This window comes from Nitrospira sp. (assembly GCA_024998565.1).
In the GTDB taxonomy this organism is placed as follows: domain Bacteria; phylum Nitrospirota; class Nitrospiria; order Nitrospirales; family Nitrospiraceae; genus Nitrospira_A.
Genome location: JACOEM010000001.1, coordinates 305,649 through 323,411, shown reverse-complemented (window position 1 = coordinate 323,411; position 17,763 = coordinate 305,649). Strand labels below are relative to the sequence as shown.

15 protein-coding genes are annotated in these 17,763 nt (G+C 57.1%); all 15 read right to left on the bottom strand.

Going from position 1 to position 17,763, the window contains the following annotated elements:
* Window positions 1–66: 66 nt before the first annotated feature.
* On the bottom strand, window positions 67–1,704 hold the full coding sequence (locus H8K11_01645; GenBank protein MCS6262432.1) for a response regulator: 1,638 nt from the start codon (window positions 1,702–1,704) through the stop codon (window positions 67–69).
* Window positions 1,705–1,741: 37 nt separating this feature from the next.
* Window positions 1,742–2,203 carry a response regulator gene (locus H8K11_01640; protein ID MCS6262431.1) on the bottom strand — a complete coding sequence of 154 codons (462 nt, stop codon included), beginning with the start codon at window positions 2,201–2,203 and terminating at the stop codon, window positions 1,742–1,744.
* On the bottom strand, window positions 2,200–3,153 hold the full coding sequence (locus H8K11_01635) for a hypothetical protein (GenBank protein ID MCS6262430.1): 954 nt from the start codon (window positions 3,151–3,153) through the stop codon (window positions 2,200–2,202). Before H8K11_01635 ends, H8K11_01640 begins: the two co-directional genes overlap by 4 nt.
* Window positions 3,154–3,848: 695 nt before the next feature.
* Entirely contained in the window at window positions 3,849–5,345 is a 1,497-nt protein-coding gene (locus tag H8K11_01630; protein MCS6262429.1) for an NADH-quinone oxidoreductase subunit N, read from the bottom strand.
* Entirely contained in the window at window positions 5,342–6,997 is a 1,656-nt protein-coding gene (locus H8K11_01625) for an NADH-quinone oxidoreductase subunit M (protein ID MCS6262428.1), read from the bottom strand. Before H8K11_01625 ends, H8K11_01630 begins: the two co-directional genes overlap by 4 nt.
* A gap of 4 nt (window positions 6,998–7,001) precedes the next feature.
* Window positions 7,002–8,561 carry an NADH-quinone oxidoreductase subunit M gene (locus H8K11_01620; GenBank protein ID MCS6262427.1) on the bottom strand — a complete coding sequence of 520 codons (1,560 nt, stop codon included), beginning with the start codon at window positions 8,559–8,561 and terminating at the stop codon, window positions 7,002–7,004.
* Between the two features lie 24 nt (window positions 8,562–8,585).
* On the bottom strand, window positions 8,586–10,589 hold the full coding sequence (gene nuoL, locus H8K11_01615) for an NADH-quinone oxidoreductase subunit L (GenBank protein MCS6262426.1): 2,004 nt from the start codon (window positions 10,587–10,589) through the stop codon (window positions 8,586–8,588).
* Between the two features lies 1 nt (window position 10,590).
* A complete protein-coding gene (gene nuoK, locus H8K11_01610; GenBank protein MCS6262425.1) occupies window positions 10,591–10,893 on the bottom strand; it encodes an NADH-quinone oxidoreductase subunit NuoK in 303 nt (100 codons plus the stop codon).
* Complete coding sequence (locus H8K11_01605) at window positions 10,890–11,414, bottom strand: NADH-quinone oxidoreductase subunit J (GenBank protein MCS6262424.1); 525 nt, start codon at window positions 11,412–11,414, stop codon at window positions 10,890–10,892. Before H8K11_01605 ends, nuoK begins: the two co-directional genes overlap by 4 nt.
* Window positions 11,415–11,423: 9 nt before the next feature.
* On the bottom strand, window positions 11,424–12,011 hold the full coding sequence (gene nuoI / locus H8K11_01600; GenBank protein ID MCS6262423.1) for an NADH-quinone oxidoreductase subunit NuoI: 588 nt from the start codon (window positions 12,009–12,011) through the stop codon (window positions 11,424–11,426).
* A 44-nt stretch (window positions 12,012–12,055) separates the two neighbouring features.
* Window positions 12,056–14,764: a molybdopterin-dependent oxidoreductase gene (locus H8K11_01595; GenBank protein MCS6262422.1), complete on the bottom strand. Its 2,709-nt coding sequence runs from the start codon at window positions 14,762–14,764 to the stop codon at window positions 12,056–12,058.
* A gap of 80 nt (window positions 14,765–14,844) precedes the next feature.
* Complete coding sequence (gene nuoD, locus H8K11_01590; protein MCS6262421.1) at window positions 14,845–16,092, bottom strand: NADH dehydrogenase (quinone) subunit D; 1,248 nt, start codon at window positions 16,090–16,092, stop codon at window positions 14,845–14,847.
* A 29-nt stretch (window positions 16,093–16,121) separates the two neighbouring features.
* The gene (locus H8K11_01585; GenBank protein ID MCS6262420.1) at window positions 16,122–16,619 is read right to left on the bottom strand and encodes an NADH-quinone oxidoreductase subunit C; all 498 of its coding nucleotides are present in this window, start codon (window positions 16,617–16,619) and stop codon (window positions 16,122–16,124) included.
* A gap of 18 nt (window positions 16,620–16,637) precedes the next feature.
* Window positions 16,638–17,165: an NADH-quinone oxidoreductase subunit B gene (locus H8K11_01580; protein MCS6262419.1), complete on the bottom strand. Its 528-nt coding sequence runs from the start codon at window positions 17,163–17,165 to the stop codon at window positions 16,638–16,640.
* Window positions 17,156–17,539 carry an NADH-quinone oxidoreductase subunit A gene (gene ndhC / locus H8K11_01575; protein ID MCS6262418.1) on the bottom strand — a complete coding sequence of 128 codons (384 nt, stop codon included), beginning with the start codon at window positions 17,537–17,539 and terminating at the stop codon, window positions 17,156–17,158. The genes H8K11_01580 and ndhC overlap by 10 nt, the downstream gene beginning before the upstream one ends.
* Between the last annotated feature and the right edge of the window lie 224 nt (window positions 17,540–17,763).

Sequence of the window (17,763 nt, the reverse complement as noted above, 5' to 3'; positions counted from 1 at the left end):
AGTATAAAAAGGATGCGCAAAAGGGTCAAATTTCCGGTGGTGTCTGCGGTGTGCGCAGACGCGCCGTCAGGAGGCTCGTGCGGTGCGCGGTGCCTGGTCGGGAGGGGAATGGTGTGGTGCGCTCCCCGTCGCGGAAGCGGAGGAATCGAGCAACGCCCGTACCGTGCGCAAGAGGAGGTCGGGCGTGAAAGGCTTCTGGAGGAACGTCGTTCGATGCGGGTCCATGCCGCTGTTCACGGAGATATCGTCCAAATAGCCCGACATGAACAGCACCCTGAGGTTCGGCTTGATGACGGACAGATGTTGTGCCAGTTCGCGACCGTTCATCCCCGGCATGACCACATCGGTGAGCAGAAGGTCCACATGGTAACTCTGCTGTGTGGCCGTGAGACAGGCCTCGACGCCATTCTTGGCCTCGATCACCTGATAGCCGGTCTTGACCAGTTCGTGACGGACCAGATTGCGCACCCCGCTATCGTCCTCGACGAGAAGGATGGTTTCCGATCCCTGGCGGAGGCGGCCTTGCGGTGCGGTGGCATTCGCGGTAGGGGCTTGCGGGGTGACGCGCGGAAAATACAGGTCAAAGGTGGTGCCATGCCCGACCTGGCTCCACACATCGATCCCGCCTCCGCAGGTGGTTACGATGCCGAAGACCGTCGACAGCCCCAGTCCGGTACCCTTGTGTTCTTCCTTCGTCGTAAAAAACGGTTCGAATAAATGGGCGAGCACGTCGGCATTCATGCCGCATCCGGTATCGGTGACAGTGAGTTTCACATACTGTCCCAATGGCAGCGGGTGGAGATGATGCATCGGAGTCCGTGCCAGTTCCGTTTGCGAGGTTTCGATCGCCAGGAGGCCGCCGTTGGGCATGGCATCCCGGGCATTCACGACCAGATTCATGAGGACCTGTTCCAGTTGTCCGGGGTCTGCCTTCACATGGCCGTTAAAAGGATCAGGGCGGATCACGAGTTGAATGTCTTCACCGATGAGTCGCCGGAGCATGCTTTCCACATTGCCGACGATCGAATTCAAGGGGAGGATTTTTGGCTCCAGCGGCTGCTTTCGGCTGAAGGCCATGAGTTGGCGAATCAAACTCGCGGCCCGCTCCCCGGCCTTTTGCATCTCTTCGATCTTGGCGCGGATGGGATTGCCTGAGGGCAGTTCCCCCATGAGCACCTGGCTGTGTCCCATGATGACCGTCAACAGATTGTTGAAATCATGGGCAAGTCCTCCTGCGAGACGTCCGACGGCTTCCATCTTCTGGGCCTGACGAAACTGCTTTTCGCTCACACGCAGGGCGTCCTCCGCCCGTCTCCGTTCCAGCCGCTCGTCCAGTTCCCGCAAGGTTCGTTTGATGGAGGGAACGAGCCGCCCCAGGCGCTGCTTGGAGATGTAATCGGTGGCTCCGTGCTGCATCATGTCGATGGCAAACTCTTCTCCTTGTGTGCCGGAGACAAATAGAAACGGCACGTCAGGATGCAGGGTGCGGGCGAGGGAGAGGGCTGCGGCTCCGTCGAAGCCGGGGACGGTGCTATCGGCTAGGATGAGACTGAACCCCTCTTGGCGAAGTGCAGCCAGAAACTCCTCACGTGTCTGCGCCTGTTTCAGTTGGCACTGAATGCCGGCGTCCCGGAGGGTTGTGGCAACCAGCTCCGCGTCGGCGGGGTTGCTCTCAAGATGAATGAAGCGCAACGGCTGAGTCATCGTGTGTATCGGGAACAGAATCCTGAACAGGGGGAGGTCACCGGCCGGTTGCTCGGCTCGCCCCCTCGGGAGGCGGTTCGTTGATTATCCCCCAGAACACACCGAGCTCTTTCACGGCCTTGAGAAACTGATGAAACTCGACCGGCTTGACCACATAGGCATTGGCGCCCAATGCATAACTTTCAACCAGATCCCGTTCTTCCCTGGATGAGGTCAGCATCACCACCGGGATGGGTTTCAGGGCGGCGTCGTTCTTGATGGTGCGCAGGACCTCGAGGCCGTCGACTTTGGGCATTTTCAAGTCGAGGAGCACCACCGCGGGATTACCCTGGAGCCGGGCTTTGAAGTGGCCACGGCAGTAAAGGTAGTCCAATACTTCCGCACCGTCGTGACAGAGGATGACTTTGTCGGCCAGGTGATGTTCTTCCATCGCCGCCAAAGCGAGCTCGGCATCGCGTGGATTGTCTTCCGCCAGTAATATGGGTTTGGTCAGGGTCATGCCGATGTCCTCGCCAACGGGAGGCTGACGTAAAAAGTTGCGCCCTCGCCGAGCGCACCTTCTGCCCAGGTTTTCCCGCCATGCCGGTGAATAATGCGTCTGACATTGGCCAGGCCGATACCCGTCCCCTCGAACTCATCCGCTCGGTGGAGCCGCTGAAAGACGCCGAACAGCTTGTTCGCGTAGCGCATATCAAATCCTACCCCATTGTCGCGTACGAATAACACCGCTTCCTCCAGCCCGTTGTCACGGCTTCCGATCTCGATGATGGCCTGCGGCCGCGTACCGGTAAATTTGATTGCGTTGGCCACGAGATTCATAAACACCTGCCGCAGCATGGCTGCGTCACCTGTGACTTCCGGGAGTTGAGCGATTGTCCATGAGATTGTCCGATCTTGCAAGTCATGTCGCAGATCGTGCAGTACGGAGGCGATCAATTGGTTCAGGTTGACCGTTCCACGCAACATTTCCTGCCGACCCATTCGTGAAAACACTAACAGATCGTCGATGAGTTGCCCCATCCGGGTGGCGGATTCAGAAATCGTCTGGAGGTACCGCTTGGCCTTGTCGTCAAGCGAGATCGAGGCGGCTTTGGCCAGCAGCGAGGCATAGCCGTCGATATGCCGCAGCGGGGCCCGTAGGTCATGGGATACGGAATAGCTGAACGCCTCGAGCTCTTTATTGGCGGCCTCCAGGAGTTCCCCGCGGCGCTGGAGCTCATCGGCGATCCGCCGCCGTGCCGTGATGTCATGCCGAATCAGGTAGTACACGGCAGCCAGCAGCACGAACAGCAGAAGGGCGCCGATGATGAGGAGGATGATGCTGGAGCGTGTGGTGGTGGTGGATTCGATGACGCGTTGCGCGAGGGCCTTGGTTTCGTCCTGCTCCATCTGCGCTTGCAGGCGACGGGCGGAATCGAGCGCGGTTGTGGCGACACCGGCCAGGGCCATTGTCCGAACGGATTCGAACCCCGTTTCGTTTCGCAGGTCGATCGCGGCTCGCTCTTCCCGCAGCTGCTGTGTGATCAATTGTTCGAGTTGTGTCACGCGCTCGCGCTGAATGCTGTCGGGTTCCGTGAGTTCACGCAAGTAGCCGAGATACTCCGGTGCACGTTCTCGCAAGGTGTTGTAAGCGGCGAGGTAACTTTCATCCCCGGTGACCAGGAATCGTCGATGACCATTCTCCGCATCGTCGATGGCTTCGCCGGTTGCGGCCAGGGATTGGATGAACTCATGACTTCGCTGGTCGTGATGACCGTTTCTGATGAGGATCGTCATATTGCGATAGGAAATGGCGGAAATGACCAGGATGCCGGCGAACACGAGGCCGAATCCTGCGAGTACGCGTTGTTCGATGGAGCGTTTCTGGAATGCCAGCACCAACGGCCTAAGAAAGGAGATGCGCAAGAGAATCCGCTCGCTCCAGGGGAGGGCGGGCAGAACGCACTCGACGTCGGGATTGACGGCCTGTTGGGACTTCGGTTCGTCCATGCCCATGCGAGATCCAGGCGGATGAATTGGGGCGAGCCCACACAAGGCTGCGGAGCCTCGGTGAACCGCTCAGAGATCAGGAGATTGTATTGTAGCAGAAGCTATTGATAAGCGAAGGGATTTGATTGAAGTCGTAAGGCGTATCCTGGCCGGCCTTATCCGCCGAACGGCGCGACTGGTACGGGAATGGAAGCGGCAGGGCCGAGCAGATTGGAAAACATCAACGTGGCTGCCACGGCCCAGTCGAGGAACGGCTGTGGGTAGATGCCGATCACGAGTGTGCCGGCCAATCCGACATAGATGACCGCCCGCAACGGACCCGTCGTCTTGATGGGGGAAGAATCGAGTGGTTCGCTGATGTACATCTTCTTGACGACGATCAGGTAGTAGTACATCGACACGACGATGTTGACGAGGCCGACCGTGATCAGGATATAGAGCCCCTCCTTGATCGCCGCGACAAAAATATACAATTTGCCGATGAAGCCGGCGAGCGGAGGAACTCCGGCCAGCGACAACAGGAAAATCAGCATGGCAAAGGCGAGAAACGGCGAGCGCCGGTTGAGTCCGCTGTAATCGTCGATTTCATCGCTGCCCACTGCATTGCTGATCGCCATGATAACGGCGAAGGCTCCGAGGTTCGCAAAGAGATAGGTCAGGAGGTAGAACAAGATGGAATCGGTCCCCATCTTGGTCCCTGCTGCCAGGCCGATGAGCACGTTGCCGACTTGCGCGATACCGGAATAGGCCAGCAGCCGCTTCACATTTCGTTGTGCGATTGCCACGATGTTGCCGTAGGTCATCGAGAGGATGGAGGCTGCCACGATGAGCAATGCCCAGGCCGGCTTGAAGGTGGCCAGCGCCACTAAGAAGAGGCGCAGCAGAATCGCAAAGGCGGCTACCTTGGGCGCGATTGACAGAAACGCGGTGACCGGCGTCGGTGCGCCGTGATAGGTGTCGGGGATCCATGAATGGAACGGGACCGCGCCGATCTTGAATCCCAGGGCGGCAAAAATAAGAAGGAAGCCGATGACGAGGCCGGTAGTCGGGGCTGCGCCAGTCATGTCCGAGAAGACGAGTTTGCCTGTTTCACCATAGACGAGGCTAATGCCATAGGCGAGCAAGCCCGCCGCAAAGACGCCCAGGATGAAGAACTTGAGCCCGGCTTCGTTGGATGCCATATCGTCACGGAGATAGGACACCAGGACATAAAAGCCGAATGTCGCGAATTCCAGGGTCACGAAGAGCGACAGCAAGTCGTTGGCGGAGGTCATGAACATCATGCCTAATGCCGACATGACGACGAGGAAATAGTATTCCCCCCGGAAGAAAGAAAAGCGGTGGACATAATCGATCGACAAGAGAATGACCAGGATCGTGGCGAGGAGGATCATCACTTTGAAGAAGATCGCCATCCGATCGAGAACGAACATCTTGCCGAAGAGAGTGCCGGTGATGCCGGTGACATCGAACCAGGCCAGGCAGGCCAGCGTGATGACCAATCCAAGAATGCTCAGGTACGCGAGCTGTTCTTGAACGATCCGCTTGAATGAAAAATCGACAATCAGGACGACGCACAGCCAGGCAGTGAGGAACAGCTCCGGTAGCAGGAGCAGAAGATCGCTGACTGACAGGGTAAGGGAAAAAGTCATCGCGGGGTCACCTTCGCAAGTGCTTCACGGGAAGCGGATGTGGGTACGGTTGGCGAGGTGGCATGTGGAAGGTTCATAGGGTGCTCCGCAACCGGGACGACCTTGGTGATACGAGCGATCAAGGGATCGACTCCGGATCTGACGACGGAGTAGAGGTGCCCCGGGAAAATTCCGAAACTGATGCTGACGGTGATCATGATCAGCAGCGGCATACGATCAACGACGGTCACGGCATCGTGGGAGTGGCTGTATTTTTCCGCCATGGAGCCATAGAACAGGCCGCGCATCATCTTGAAGAGATAGGCCATGGTCAGCACGATACCCAGGACGGCAACGACGACCTGGAAGGGATATTTGTTCCAACTGCCGACGATGATCATGACTTCAGCGATAAAGTTCACGGTCCCGGGCATTCCGATCGAGGCCATGCAGCCGATCACGAAGGCGGCGGAAATAAATGGCATCCGGTTGGAGAGGCCTCCCAGCGAGGGAATGTCGCGGGTGTGGGTTTGATCGTAGACCCAGCCGGCCATGGCGAAAAGCATCCCGGTGGCCATAGCGTGAGCGAACATATAGATGACGGCCCCGCTCAGGCTGATGTAGTCGAGCGCGGCCATGCCAAGGAACACGTAGCCCATATGGCTAGAGCTGGAATAACCGATGACGTACTTGGTGTCCTTTGCATAATAGGCGACGAGTCCGCCGTAGATGATGCTGAAGATGCACAGCACCGCGGCAATGGGCATGAGTTCGCGGGTGGTCTCCGGCAGGATTTCGAAAGCGACCCGGATGATCGAGAAATGTCCCAATTTCATCAGCACGCCCGCGTGCAACATGCTGGTGGCAGCCGGGGCGGCCGCGTGGCCGACGGGAGACCAGGAGTGCAGCGGCCAGATCGGAGCGATCGACGCAAAGCCGAAAAAGATCAACAGCCAGATCAGCGTGGCCAGGGGACCCGAGAAATGGGCCTGCTCACGCAACACCAGAATGTCGAAGGTATTGAGTCCTGAGAACTTGTAGATCAGGAGAATACCCATCAATGCCGCGACGGCGAAGGCGGACAGAAACAGGACCAGCTTCATGGCCGCATATTCTTTGCTGTTCGCGCCGAAATTGAAGATAAAGCCGACGGAGTCGCGCTGCTTGAGGCCTTCGGCGTCCGTCATCTCGAGATACTTTTTCGTATGGCTCCCCCACATGCCCAAGAGGAGATACATGGGGATCACGGACATTTCGTAGAAGAAATACAGGAAGAACAAATCCAGCGACATGAAGACGCCGATCGTCGCTGCGGCCAGAATGAGAATCCAGATGTAAAACTCTTTAACCCGGTCTTTGATATGCCAGGAGACGAAAATGCCGGCGAAGAGGAGGATGCCGGAGGCCAGGACCAGCGGGGTGCCGATTCCATCCACCCCGAGGTGAAGGGAGATCCCCAGTTGTCGTGACCATTCAATCCGCTGGATAAACTGGTAGCCGCCTTTCAACGGGTCGTAAGCGTAGAAAAGATAGACGGAAGCGATCAATGAGACAAAAGCCGAGCCGGCTGCAATGCCGCGGACCAGCGAGAGCTGGCGGTTGGAGACGAAGATCAGAGCCAGGGCCCCGACAAACGGCGCGAAGAGAATAATGAGCAGCGTGTATTCAGCCATGGTCCTACTTAGCCGGCACGTGGATGACAGTGTCTACCGAGGCCACTTTGGCACGATCCAACCGATCGACGAGAGCTTGAATCGATCCATTCATCATTCTCAAAAAGGGTGACGGATACAGGCCGATCCACAGAATCATCACCGAGAGTGAGAGTGCGATGGTGATTTCCCGCATGTGCAGGTCCTTGATCGTGGCGGAAATATTCTTGCTCAGCGGGCCGAGCATGGCTCGCTCGTAATACCACAAGAAATAGGCTGCTCCGAAGATGACCCCGGTGACCGCCACGGCTCCATACCACCATTTGGCTTTGAAAGCGCCGAGGAGGATCAGAAATTCCCCGACAAAACCATTGGTCCCAGGCAGTCCGATGGAGGCCATGCCGATCAACAGGAGGAATGAGGCCAGGAGCGGTACCTGTTTTGCGAATCCTCCGAAGGAGGACAATTGGGAACTCTGTTGTCTGGTGGATAAGAAGCCTGCCATGAAGAAGAGACCGGCGGTGCTGAAACCGAGGTTGATCATGGTCAGGAGGCTCCCCTGCAAGCCCTGAAAATTCAGGGCAAAGAGCCCCACCACCACAAACCCAAGGTGGCTGATGCTACTGAATGCGAGGAGGCGCTTGAAGTCCGATTGAATGAGTGCCACCACCGCCCCGTACAGAATTGCCGCGAGGGCCAGGACCATGACGATTGAGACGACGCCTTCGCTCTTCGATGCATCGGGCAGCAACGGGAAGGTAAAACGAAGGAAGCCATAGGTGCCCAATTTCATGCCGGCCAACATGACGGCCATACCGATGGGTCCTTCAACGAGGGCATCAGGGAGCCAGGTGTGAAATGGGAACACCGGCGCTTTGAAGGCGAATCCCATGAACATCAGCCAGAAGATCAAAATCTGCTGGGAGAGCGGGATCGGGACCGAGAGTAACTCCAGCAGGTCGAATGAGTAGACGTGGTCGAGGTGGTGAGTCACCGCCCACTGGTGATAGTTGATGTCCAGCAAGGCGATGCCGACCAGCATGAAGACGCTGCCCAGGAGTGTGTAGAGCACATACTTGAGGGCTGCGTAATGGCGCTCTGCTCCTCCGCCCCACAATTTGATCAGGAAGTAGCTCGGGATGAGCATGAGTTCCCAGAAGACGAAGAACAGAATCAGGTCGATCGAGGCAAAGATACCCATGGTGGTGGTCTCGAGGGCCAAGAGCGCCATGAAGTACAGGCGGACCTGATTGCGCACGGTATCCCAGGAATAGATGACGACCAGCACGGTGAGAAAGGCAGTCAGCCCTACAAAGAGTACGCTGATGCCGTCGACGGCGAGGTGGTAGCCGATGCCGAGCGCCGGCATCCACCGCGCATGCTCGGCGAATTGCATGGCAGCGGAATCCGGCACGAAGCGCACGAGCACCAGGCAGGCCAGGGCCAGTTCCACCAGGGTGATACCCAATGTCGTCGTCTTGAGGAGATCTTCGTCTTCGATCAACCAGAGCACCGCCGCGCCCGCGAGTGGGAGGAAGATCAGGTACGAGAGGATCGGGAATCCAAAACTGAACTCTTCAAGCATCGTGTGTCCAGAAATTCTGCTGCGTCAGCGTGATAAATACCCGTTGGAACCGCTTCCGGTCCAAATCAAAAGAATGAGGTGCACGAGAATAAAGAGTCCCGCCACAATGATGGCCGCGTACTGATGCACCATGCCGGTCTGAAGCCGCCGCCACGAGCGGGCCAGGAGGTGGTTCGCATAGCCGATGATGTTCAAGCCGGCATAGACCACATGTTTTTCGGTCCAGGTGATGGCCGCTGAACTGGCGTCTGTCCCACGATCGATAGATCGGACCAGGCCGTCGATGATCGTACGGTCAAACCAGTCGCAAAGTCTCCCGATCTGCTTGGTCGGTTCCACGAACAGCCGGTCGTACAGTTCGTCGACAAAGTACTTGTTCAGCAGGGTCGTGTACACGCCCGGCATCCGTGCGGCGAGTGCATCTGCTGCGGAGGAAGGCCCACTGTAAAAGTAATGCGCCAGTCCCCAGCCCAGGAGCGCAATGACGGTGGCCGTGCCCATCAGTCCGAGCATCAGCCCAGGCGCGGTGGCGTGCTCCTCCCCGGCCACACCTGCGACCGAGTGCAGGAAGTGGTGGAACCAGCCGTTTTCAGGCGGAACACCGGGAAAGCCACCAATGACGGAGAGGGTGGCTAACACGACGAGGGGCCCGACCATCACCATGGGGGATTCGTGGACGTGTTCCGCGGTGTGGTGATCCAGCCGGGAGGTGCCATAGAACGTGAGATAGGTCAGTCGGAACATGTAAAACGAGGTCAGGAATGCGCCGACCGCTGCCATGCCATAGAGCACATAGTGATGATGCACGAACGCATGGCCCATGATTTCGTCTTTGCTCCAGAAGCCCGCTAAGGGCGGGATTCCGGCGATCGCGATCGTGCCGATGAGGAAGAGGGTATGTGTCCAGGGGATCTTCGACTTCAACGCGCCCATCTTGCGTATATCCTGCTCGCCGGACAATGCATGGATGACGGACCCGGCCGACAGGAACAAGAGCGCTTTAAAGAACGCATGGGTCATCAGATGGAAGACCGCGGCGGTGTAGGCACCGAGGCCACAGCCGAGGAACATGTACCCGAGCTGACTGACGGTTGAATAGGCCAGGACGCGCTTGATGTCGGTCTGGACTAGGCCGATCGTGGCAGCGAAGAGTGCGGTGAGTCCGCCGATCCAGGCGACGGTCGTCATGGCGGTGGGCGACAGATCGAAAATTGCGTGATTCCGGACGATCATGTAGACGCCCGCCGTAACCATGGTGGCCGCGTGGATGAGCGCACTGACCGGCGTCGGGCCTTCCATCGCGTCGGGCAGCCAAGTATAGAGCGGAAGTTGTGCGGACTTTCCGACGGCTCCAACCAAGAGGCAGAGTGCGATGGCGGTGGCCATTTCAGGCGACAGCTGTGCGGCATTCTGCATGACCTGGGTATAGTCGAGGGTTCGGAAGTTCACGAACACCAGGAAGATCGCCAGGAGGAATCCGGCATCACCGATTCGATTGACCACGAAGGCTTTGGTGGCCGCTTTGGCAGCGGAGACCTTGTCGTAGTAGTACCCGATTAGCAGATAGGAGCAGAGTCCGACGCCTTCCCAGCCGATAAAGAGGACGACGTAGTTATTGCCCATCACCAGCAGGAGCATCGAAACCATGAAGAGATTCATGTACACGAAGAATCGCGTGAAGCCGGATTCTCCGTGCATGTACCCCACGGAGTAGACGTGGATCAGGAAACCGACTCCCGTGATGACCAGCAACATGATGCAGGTCAATGGATCGATCAAATAGGCCAGATTGATTGTAAGGTCGCCGCCGAAAATCCATTTGTAGGCGACGACTTCCCGAGCCGCGCCTGTTCGGAGGGTTTCCGTGAAGACGGCCAGCACACAGAGGAAGGACATCAGGACCGAGCCCCACGCAAAGCGGTGCGCCAGGTCGTGGGAATACCGATGCCCGAAGAGGCCGTTCACAATGACGGCCATCAGCGGGAACAGGGGAATCAGTTTGACGATCAGATCAATAGAGTCGGACACGTTACCACTTCAACAAATTCATTTCGTCGACGTTGGTTGAAATCTTGCCGCGGAACACCACGATGATGATAGCGAGTCCGATGGCCGCTTCCCCCGCTGCAATGGCGATAATGAAGAGCGCCACGATTTGGCCCTGCATGGCTTCCAGGTAATGGGAGAAGGCGACCAAGTTGATGGTGGCCGCATTCAGCATGATTTCGACCGACATCAACACAATAATAAAATTGCGACGGATCAGGACGCCGAGCAAACCTGTCGCAAACAACACCGCACTGACAGCCACATAGGCGGACAAAGGAATCATGTGTCACGCCTCGTTTCGATCGACTTGGGGGTCTTTGCGAGGACGATCGCGCCGACGATGGCTCCTGTCAGAAACACCCCGATGATTTCAAATTGAAGCAGATAGTCGCTGAACATCTTGATGCCGATGGCGTGGGCGTCTCCGTTCATCAGGATCGCCGCCGTTGAGGCATCGCCCTTTGATCCGCCGAACGGGGATCGCACCAACAAGAACAGGAGATAGGCCAAGCCGATTGCCGCTGGAGCTAGGAGATACGGAGCCTTGGCGTGGAAATAGCGGTCGTCTGTCTTGAGGTTCAGCAGCATGAGGACGAAGAGATAGAGCACCAAAATGGCGCCGGCGTAGACGATCACTTGGACCGCCCACAAGAATTCCGCGTTCAGCATGACGAAGAGGCCTGAGACGTGAAGGAGCAGGGCCAGGAGCGCCAGACCGCATTGCACCGGATTCTTCAGCGCGACGGTCAGAATGCCGGCGACAATACTTACCACTGCGAAATACGCGAAAAACACGAAGGCCATAACTTACGATCAGCTCAAATGTTTGGGTTGTGACTGTGTGGGTTTGAGAACCGACTGGGGAAAGTAATAACGATACTCCCGGCTCTCGTCCGAATTCTTTTCTTGATTATGGGCGTACAGATATTTTTTGGCGTCTTCGAGGTGACGTTCGCCGACCTCGTAGAGCCTTTTCTTGTCGAAGAGGAGGGTGCGCTTGTCGTGGGTCGAGTATTCGTACATCTTGGTCATTGCAAGCGCGTTGACAGGGCATGCCTCGACACAATAACCGCAAAACACGCACTTGGTGATGTCGATGTAGAACTCGCTGGCAAAGCGCTGCAAGGGACGTTCTGGGTCTTCCTGGCTGATGACTTTTATACAACGGGATGGACATGCCGCTTCGCAAAGGTCGCAACCCACGCAGCGGTCCCGGCCGTCTCCATAACGCAGCAGCCCTAATGCACCGCGGTGACCGTCGGGGATGGTGCGTTGTTCGCGCGGGTATTGGAAGGTGATGGGGCGATGGAACATATGCTTGAAGGTCACCTTCATGGCGTCCCAGATTTCGTAGAACAACGCCGCCTGAAGAATTTTCTTGGTCAAGGCCCCGACACTCATTCCCACCACCTCTGTCGACATCAAAAAGACGAGCGAGCTTACTCTTACGCACCAACCTTTTCAATCGTTACACGCGTGGATTTGAAGTACGGAACTCCCGTGACTGCATCCACCTCTACGGTCATCAGGTCCTTCACGGCCGGCTCATTGAAATGCTCGGGGAAGAAGCACGATCCGGGTTGGATATCGGGATCGGCTTTGGCGCCGGCTTGCACGGAACCCTGCCGAGAAGTGAGGCGTATGGTGGATTGCTCGTTCAGCCCGAGTCGCTCCACGTCGGCCGGATTCATGCGGATTCGCCCATTGTTCGGTTCGATATTGATAAGCCCTGAGGCACGCGTGGACATTTTCCCGGAATGATAGAGCACTTGTCCGGTCAGTAAGGTAAAGGGCTGCGTGCCGTCGCTGGACGTTGATTGCGCCGTATGGCTGCGATACCGGCTCGCGACTTCAGCTGCGTAGCCGTTGGACAAATAGGCATCGGGGGATGGCGAGACGCGGCGAGGCTGGCCGAGATTATAGTAGCCCGGCAGCAACTTCATGATTTCATTCTGGACGTCTTGCGGCGATTCATAGGTCCAGTCATATCCCAAACCGTTGGCCAGCGCCGTCATGATATGCCAGTCCGGCAGGCTTTCCCCGACCTGATCAACTGCCTGACGCACACGCAGGACTTTGCCCTCCAGATTGGTGAAGGTGCCGTCCTTTTCGGCGTAGGTGGCGGCCGGGAGGACGACATGCGCCATTTGCCCTGTCTCTGTGAGGAAGGGGTCTTGAACGATGAGCAGCTGGAGCTTTTCGAGCGTCCCCTTCACGTCCATAGAGGCCGGTAAGGTGGCCAGGGGATTTTCTCCGATGACATACAGTGCCTTGATCTGGCCGCTTCGAATACGGGCGAGAATCTCCAGGAAATTGGCGCCGGTTCCGCTGGCAGGAAGGGTCACGTCCCAAGCTTTCCCGAAGCGTTCCCTTGCGCTCGGGTCATCGAATCGTGCCTGGCCGGGGAGGAATTCCGGCGCAACGCCCATATCCACTGCACCCTGTTCATTAACTTCTTCTGTGACTGTGGTCACGCCGCTCCCGGGCTGGCCTAGCTTGCCGGTCACCCAGGCCAGATCAATCAGCTTGAGAACATTCTGGTATCCGTTCGGCTGCCGGACGATACCTTCGGCACACAAGGCAATGGCGCGCGGTGCTTCTGCGAAAATCGCGGCAATTTCCCGGATCTGGTCTGCCGCAATGCCGGTCTCCGCGGAGACGTGGTCGAGAGAGACATGGGCCAAGGCTTGCTTCAATGCGGCAAAGGCCTGCGGATGCCGGGTGGTGCTCGCTTCATCGACGAGGTCCTGCTCAATCACCGACTTCACCAACCCGTCGATCAAGAACGATTCGCTGCCTGGCTTGACCAAGAGCGGATGTGAGGCTAGTTGCGCAATGTTCGTATTGGCCGAGTCCACGACGATGACTTGCGAACGATACACGCGAATGGCTTCCTTGATGCGGACAGCCGTCAGCGGGTTGGTCTCCGTGATATTCGAGCCGATGAGCAGGATGGCCTTGGCTTTGGTCAAATCTTCCCAATCATTGAGCGGACGACCGACACCGACCGCATGACGTACGGCATGAACATAGTTCAGGTGGCCGTAGCGCGCACTGCTATCGAGCTGGTTAGTTCTCAGGCCGGCGCGCATGAGTTTCTGGAAGAGATACAATTCTTCGTTCGTGCAGCGCGCGGTAATCAGCCCGGCGATCGACTCCGGTCCGTGCTTCCGATGAATGTCGGACAGCCGATCGATCACAGTCTGCATCGTATCGAGCCACGGTGTTTCCGTCAGTGTCTCGCCTGTGCGGACGAGGGGTTGCCGAAGCCGCTGTTCACTGTCGATGTACTGGAATCCGAACCGGCCGCGAACGCAGAGCCCACCGTGTCCCTTGGCGGTTTCAGTCCGGTCGCCCCATTTATTTTTCCAGGAGAGCGGAGAAGTCACGCGGACGACTTCGGTGTCTTTGGTTTCGAGATGCATCTGGCAGCCATCGCCACAATAGTTGCAGGTGGTGGTGGTTTTCTTCATCTGCCACGGCTTGTAGAGGTACTTGGAATATTTGTTCGTGATGGCGCCGACCGGACAGACGGCCAGACAGTCTCCGCAAAATTCACAGGCAAGGGGTTGGTCCCCTTTGGCCACGACCTGGTTGAATCCGCCCTTCTTCATGAATTGCAATGCATCGATCATCAGCACGTCTTTGCAGACGTTGATGCATTCGGCGCAAGCGATGCAGCGATTCATGTTGAAGTCGAGTACGAGGCTCCGCGTGTCTTCGGGAATGAACTTTTGCTTCGCATTGGCGAGATTGGTCACGCCGTGCTGGAACGCCATGTCCTGGAGCTCGCAATGTCCGTCTGCGTCGCAGACCGGGCAGTCCAGCGGGTGAACCGAGAGATGTTTTTCAACGGCCTTCTTTCGTGCCGCAAAGAGGTCGTCGCCGTCTGTGCGGATCACCATGCCCGCTGCCGCCTTGGCAGTGCAGGAACGGACCGGGGCCTTCTTGCCTTCCTGCATGACCAGGCACATACCGCAGGATCCGAAGGGATCAAACGTGTAGTGGTAGCACATGGCAGGAATAATCTTCCCCGTGCTGGCAATGACATCGTACAGCGAGACGCCGTCTTTGGCCGATACCGTCCGTCCGTCGATCGACAGTTCGATCGTGGCCGCTTCGACGTCTGGATTGGTTGCTGGTTTCAAACCCATGGAGTTACCTCAAGTCAAAAGCGATGGGGCGAAAGAATGAATCAGCGCCGCTCACTTTCTCCTTCGTGCTGTATCGGTCTTCATCGATCGCATTCTCCCATGACGATATCGTAGGTGCCGAAAATCGTCACGGCGTCCGCGATCATGTAGCCTTTCGACATATGATCGAATGCGCCCATATGGATAAACGACGGGGCGCGGATTTTCAGCCGGTACGGTTTCCCGCCGCCCGTGCTGACGATGTAGAAACCCAATTCGCCTTTATGCGCTTCGGTCCCGCAGTAGATTTCTCCGGGAGGCGCGTTAAACCCTTGCGAGAAGAGCTTGAACTGCTGAATCATGGACTCCAGGTTCGTGAACACGCGTTCTTTTGGAGGCAGAGTCACGCTCGGCACATCCGCCATAATCGGGCCGTCCTGTATTTGCTCAAGACACTGACGGATGATCTTGACGCTTTCGTAGAGCTCCTGCACGCGGATCCAGTACCGGTCATAAGTGTCGCCGTTCTTTCCGACGGGGACGCTGAATTCACACTTGGGGTAGGCGGAATATGGCTCGTATTTGCGCAGATCGTAATCGACCCCAGAACCTCGTAAGGTCGGTCCGCTCAAACCGAAGCTCAGTGCATCCTCGGCCGAAATCACGGCCACGCCTTTGGTGCGCGCCAGCCAGATGCGGTTCTTCTCCAGGAAGATCACGTACTCATCGATCTTGGGAGGGAAGTAGTCGAGAAACTGTTTCAGCTTGGCGAACAGGGACGGTGTGAAATCGCGCTCGACGCCGCCGATACGGTACCAGCTCGTCGTGAGGCGAGCGCCGCAGAGTTCATCAAACCAATCGAGCAGAATTTCACGGTCCCGGAAGCAATAGAAGAAGACCGTCATCGCCCCGATGTCGAGGGCCTGCGTACCGAGCCAGAACTGGTGGCCGATAATGCGCTGGATTTCCGCGACGATGGTGCGCAAGTACTCGGCTCGGTCCGGCACGGTGATGTTCATGAGCTTTTCGACGGCGCGGCAATAGGCGAAGTTGTTGTACATCGCACACACGTAATCCAGGCGGTCGGTGTGTGGAATGAACTGATGGTATGTGCCTTCCTCAGCCAGTTTTTCCACACCGCGGTGGAGAAAACCCATCACCGGGGTGGACTTGACCAAGCGCTCGCCCTCCAGCTCGAGGATGACTTTCAGCACCCCGTGCGTGCTGGGGTGCTGCGGCCCCATGTTGAGGAGCAGTTCTTCCGTTCGCAGTGTTGGAAGCGTCGCGTCTTCCGGATGTTCCGGGTCGACTTTATAGACCGTAGTTCGTTGATCTTCGAACTGTGCCATGAGCGTCTAGTAGTCCTAAATGGCCGCCCCTACCGGCTCGGCTCGTCCAAAAATTCAAACGTATCGCGCCACCCTTTGCCGCGGAGCGGAAAATCTTTGCGGAGGGGGTAGCCTTCTTCATACTCGTCCGGCATCAGAATGCGGCGAAGATCTGGATGGTTCCGAAACCGGATGCCCATCATGTCGTACACCTCGCGCTCCATGAAATCAGCGCCCTTCCAGATGTCGGTCAAGGAGTCGACAATACAATCCGACTCCGGAACCCGAGTTTTCAGGCGAATGCGCTGCCGGGTTCGAATCGAATACACTTCATAGACGACTTCGAAACGTTCCTCGTCGTCCGGCCAATCGACCGAACTGACATGAACGATGTAGTCGAACCTCAGGGCCGGGTCATCGCGCAAAAACTTGCCGATGTCGTGCAAGGCCTCACGTTTGACGGTGACGGACACATCCCCGCGCCACTCCACCACCATGGTGCAGGCGTCTGGAAAGGTATCCTCGATACGTTTGGCCAGTTGACTCATTCGATTAGTTTCCGCGCGTCAGACCTTCAGGGCGTCTTTCACTTCTTTCGGCTGCGCGAGGAATACACGCTTTTGCATGATGCGCTCTTGCAGTTTCAGAATGCCATCGAATAAGGCCTCCGGAGTCGGGGGGCACCCCGGCACATAAATATCGACCGGCACAAAACGATCCACTCCCTGCACGACGCTGTAACTGTCGTAAATGTTTCCGGATGTTGCGCACGATCCCATAGCAATCACGTACTTCGGTTCCGGCATCTGGTCGTAAATCTTGCGAATCACGGGGGCCATACGGCGGCAGACGGTTCCGGCCACGATCATGAGGTCGGATTGGCGGGGGGAGGCCCGAAAGACCCCGGCGCCATATCGATCCATGTCGTAACGGGACGAGACGGCGGCGATCATTTCAATGGCACAGCAAGCCAGTCCGAAGGTCATCGGCCACAGGGACCCTTTTCGGGCCCAATTCACGGCTTTCTCTACCGTAAGAGTAATGACATCGGGAGTCCCGTCTTTATCGTGGCCTCCCAGTTGAATTAATCCCATTCCAACGCTCCTTTTCGCCACGCGTAGACATAGGCGACGAGGAAAAGTCCGATGAAGATCAGCATCTCTACAAGTCCAATCAGACCGATCTTGTTGAAAACAATCGCCCAGGGATACAGAAAGATGACTTCCACATCGAAAATGACGAACAGCATGGCAAAGATGTAGTAGCGAACAGGGAACGGCATCCGAGCATCGGAAAACGGTTCAGATCCGCACTCATAAGTGGAGAGTTTTTCCGGTTCCGGGTATTTCGGCTGGACGAAGTAACTGATGAGCAATGTACCCGCACCGAACGCCAGTGCGACGAACACAAACACCAGGATCGGAAAATATCGACTTAAGTACTCTAAGAGGAGCTCGGAACCGGCCATTGGCTCGAACCTTAACGGGTTTGAGGGCTTATAGGGCTAATTAGGAGGTCGGAATCTTAGCCCCTGCCTATTTTTAATAGCAAGCGCACAAAGGACCTAGGCCTCTAGTCCCGAAAGTCCTAGAAACTGAATACTGTCCAGCAGTTAGGTGCCACGGCGGATTGTGGCTATGAGCCGGGGAGACTTGCGTTCTTCTTGGGAAGTGTCGGCGATGTGTCGGGGGT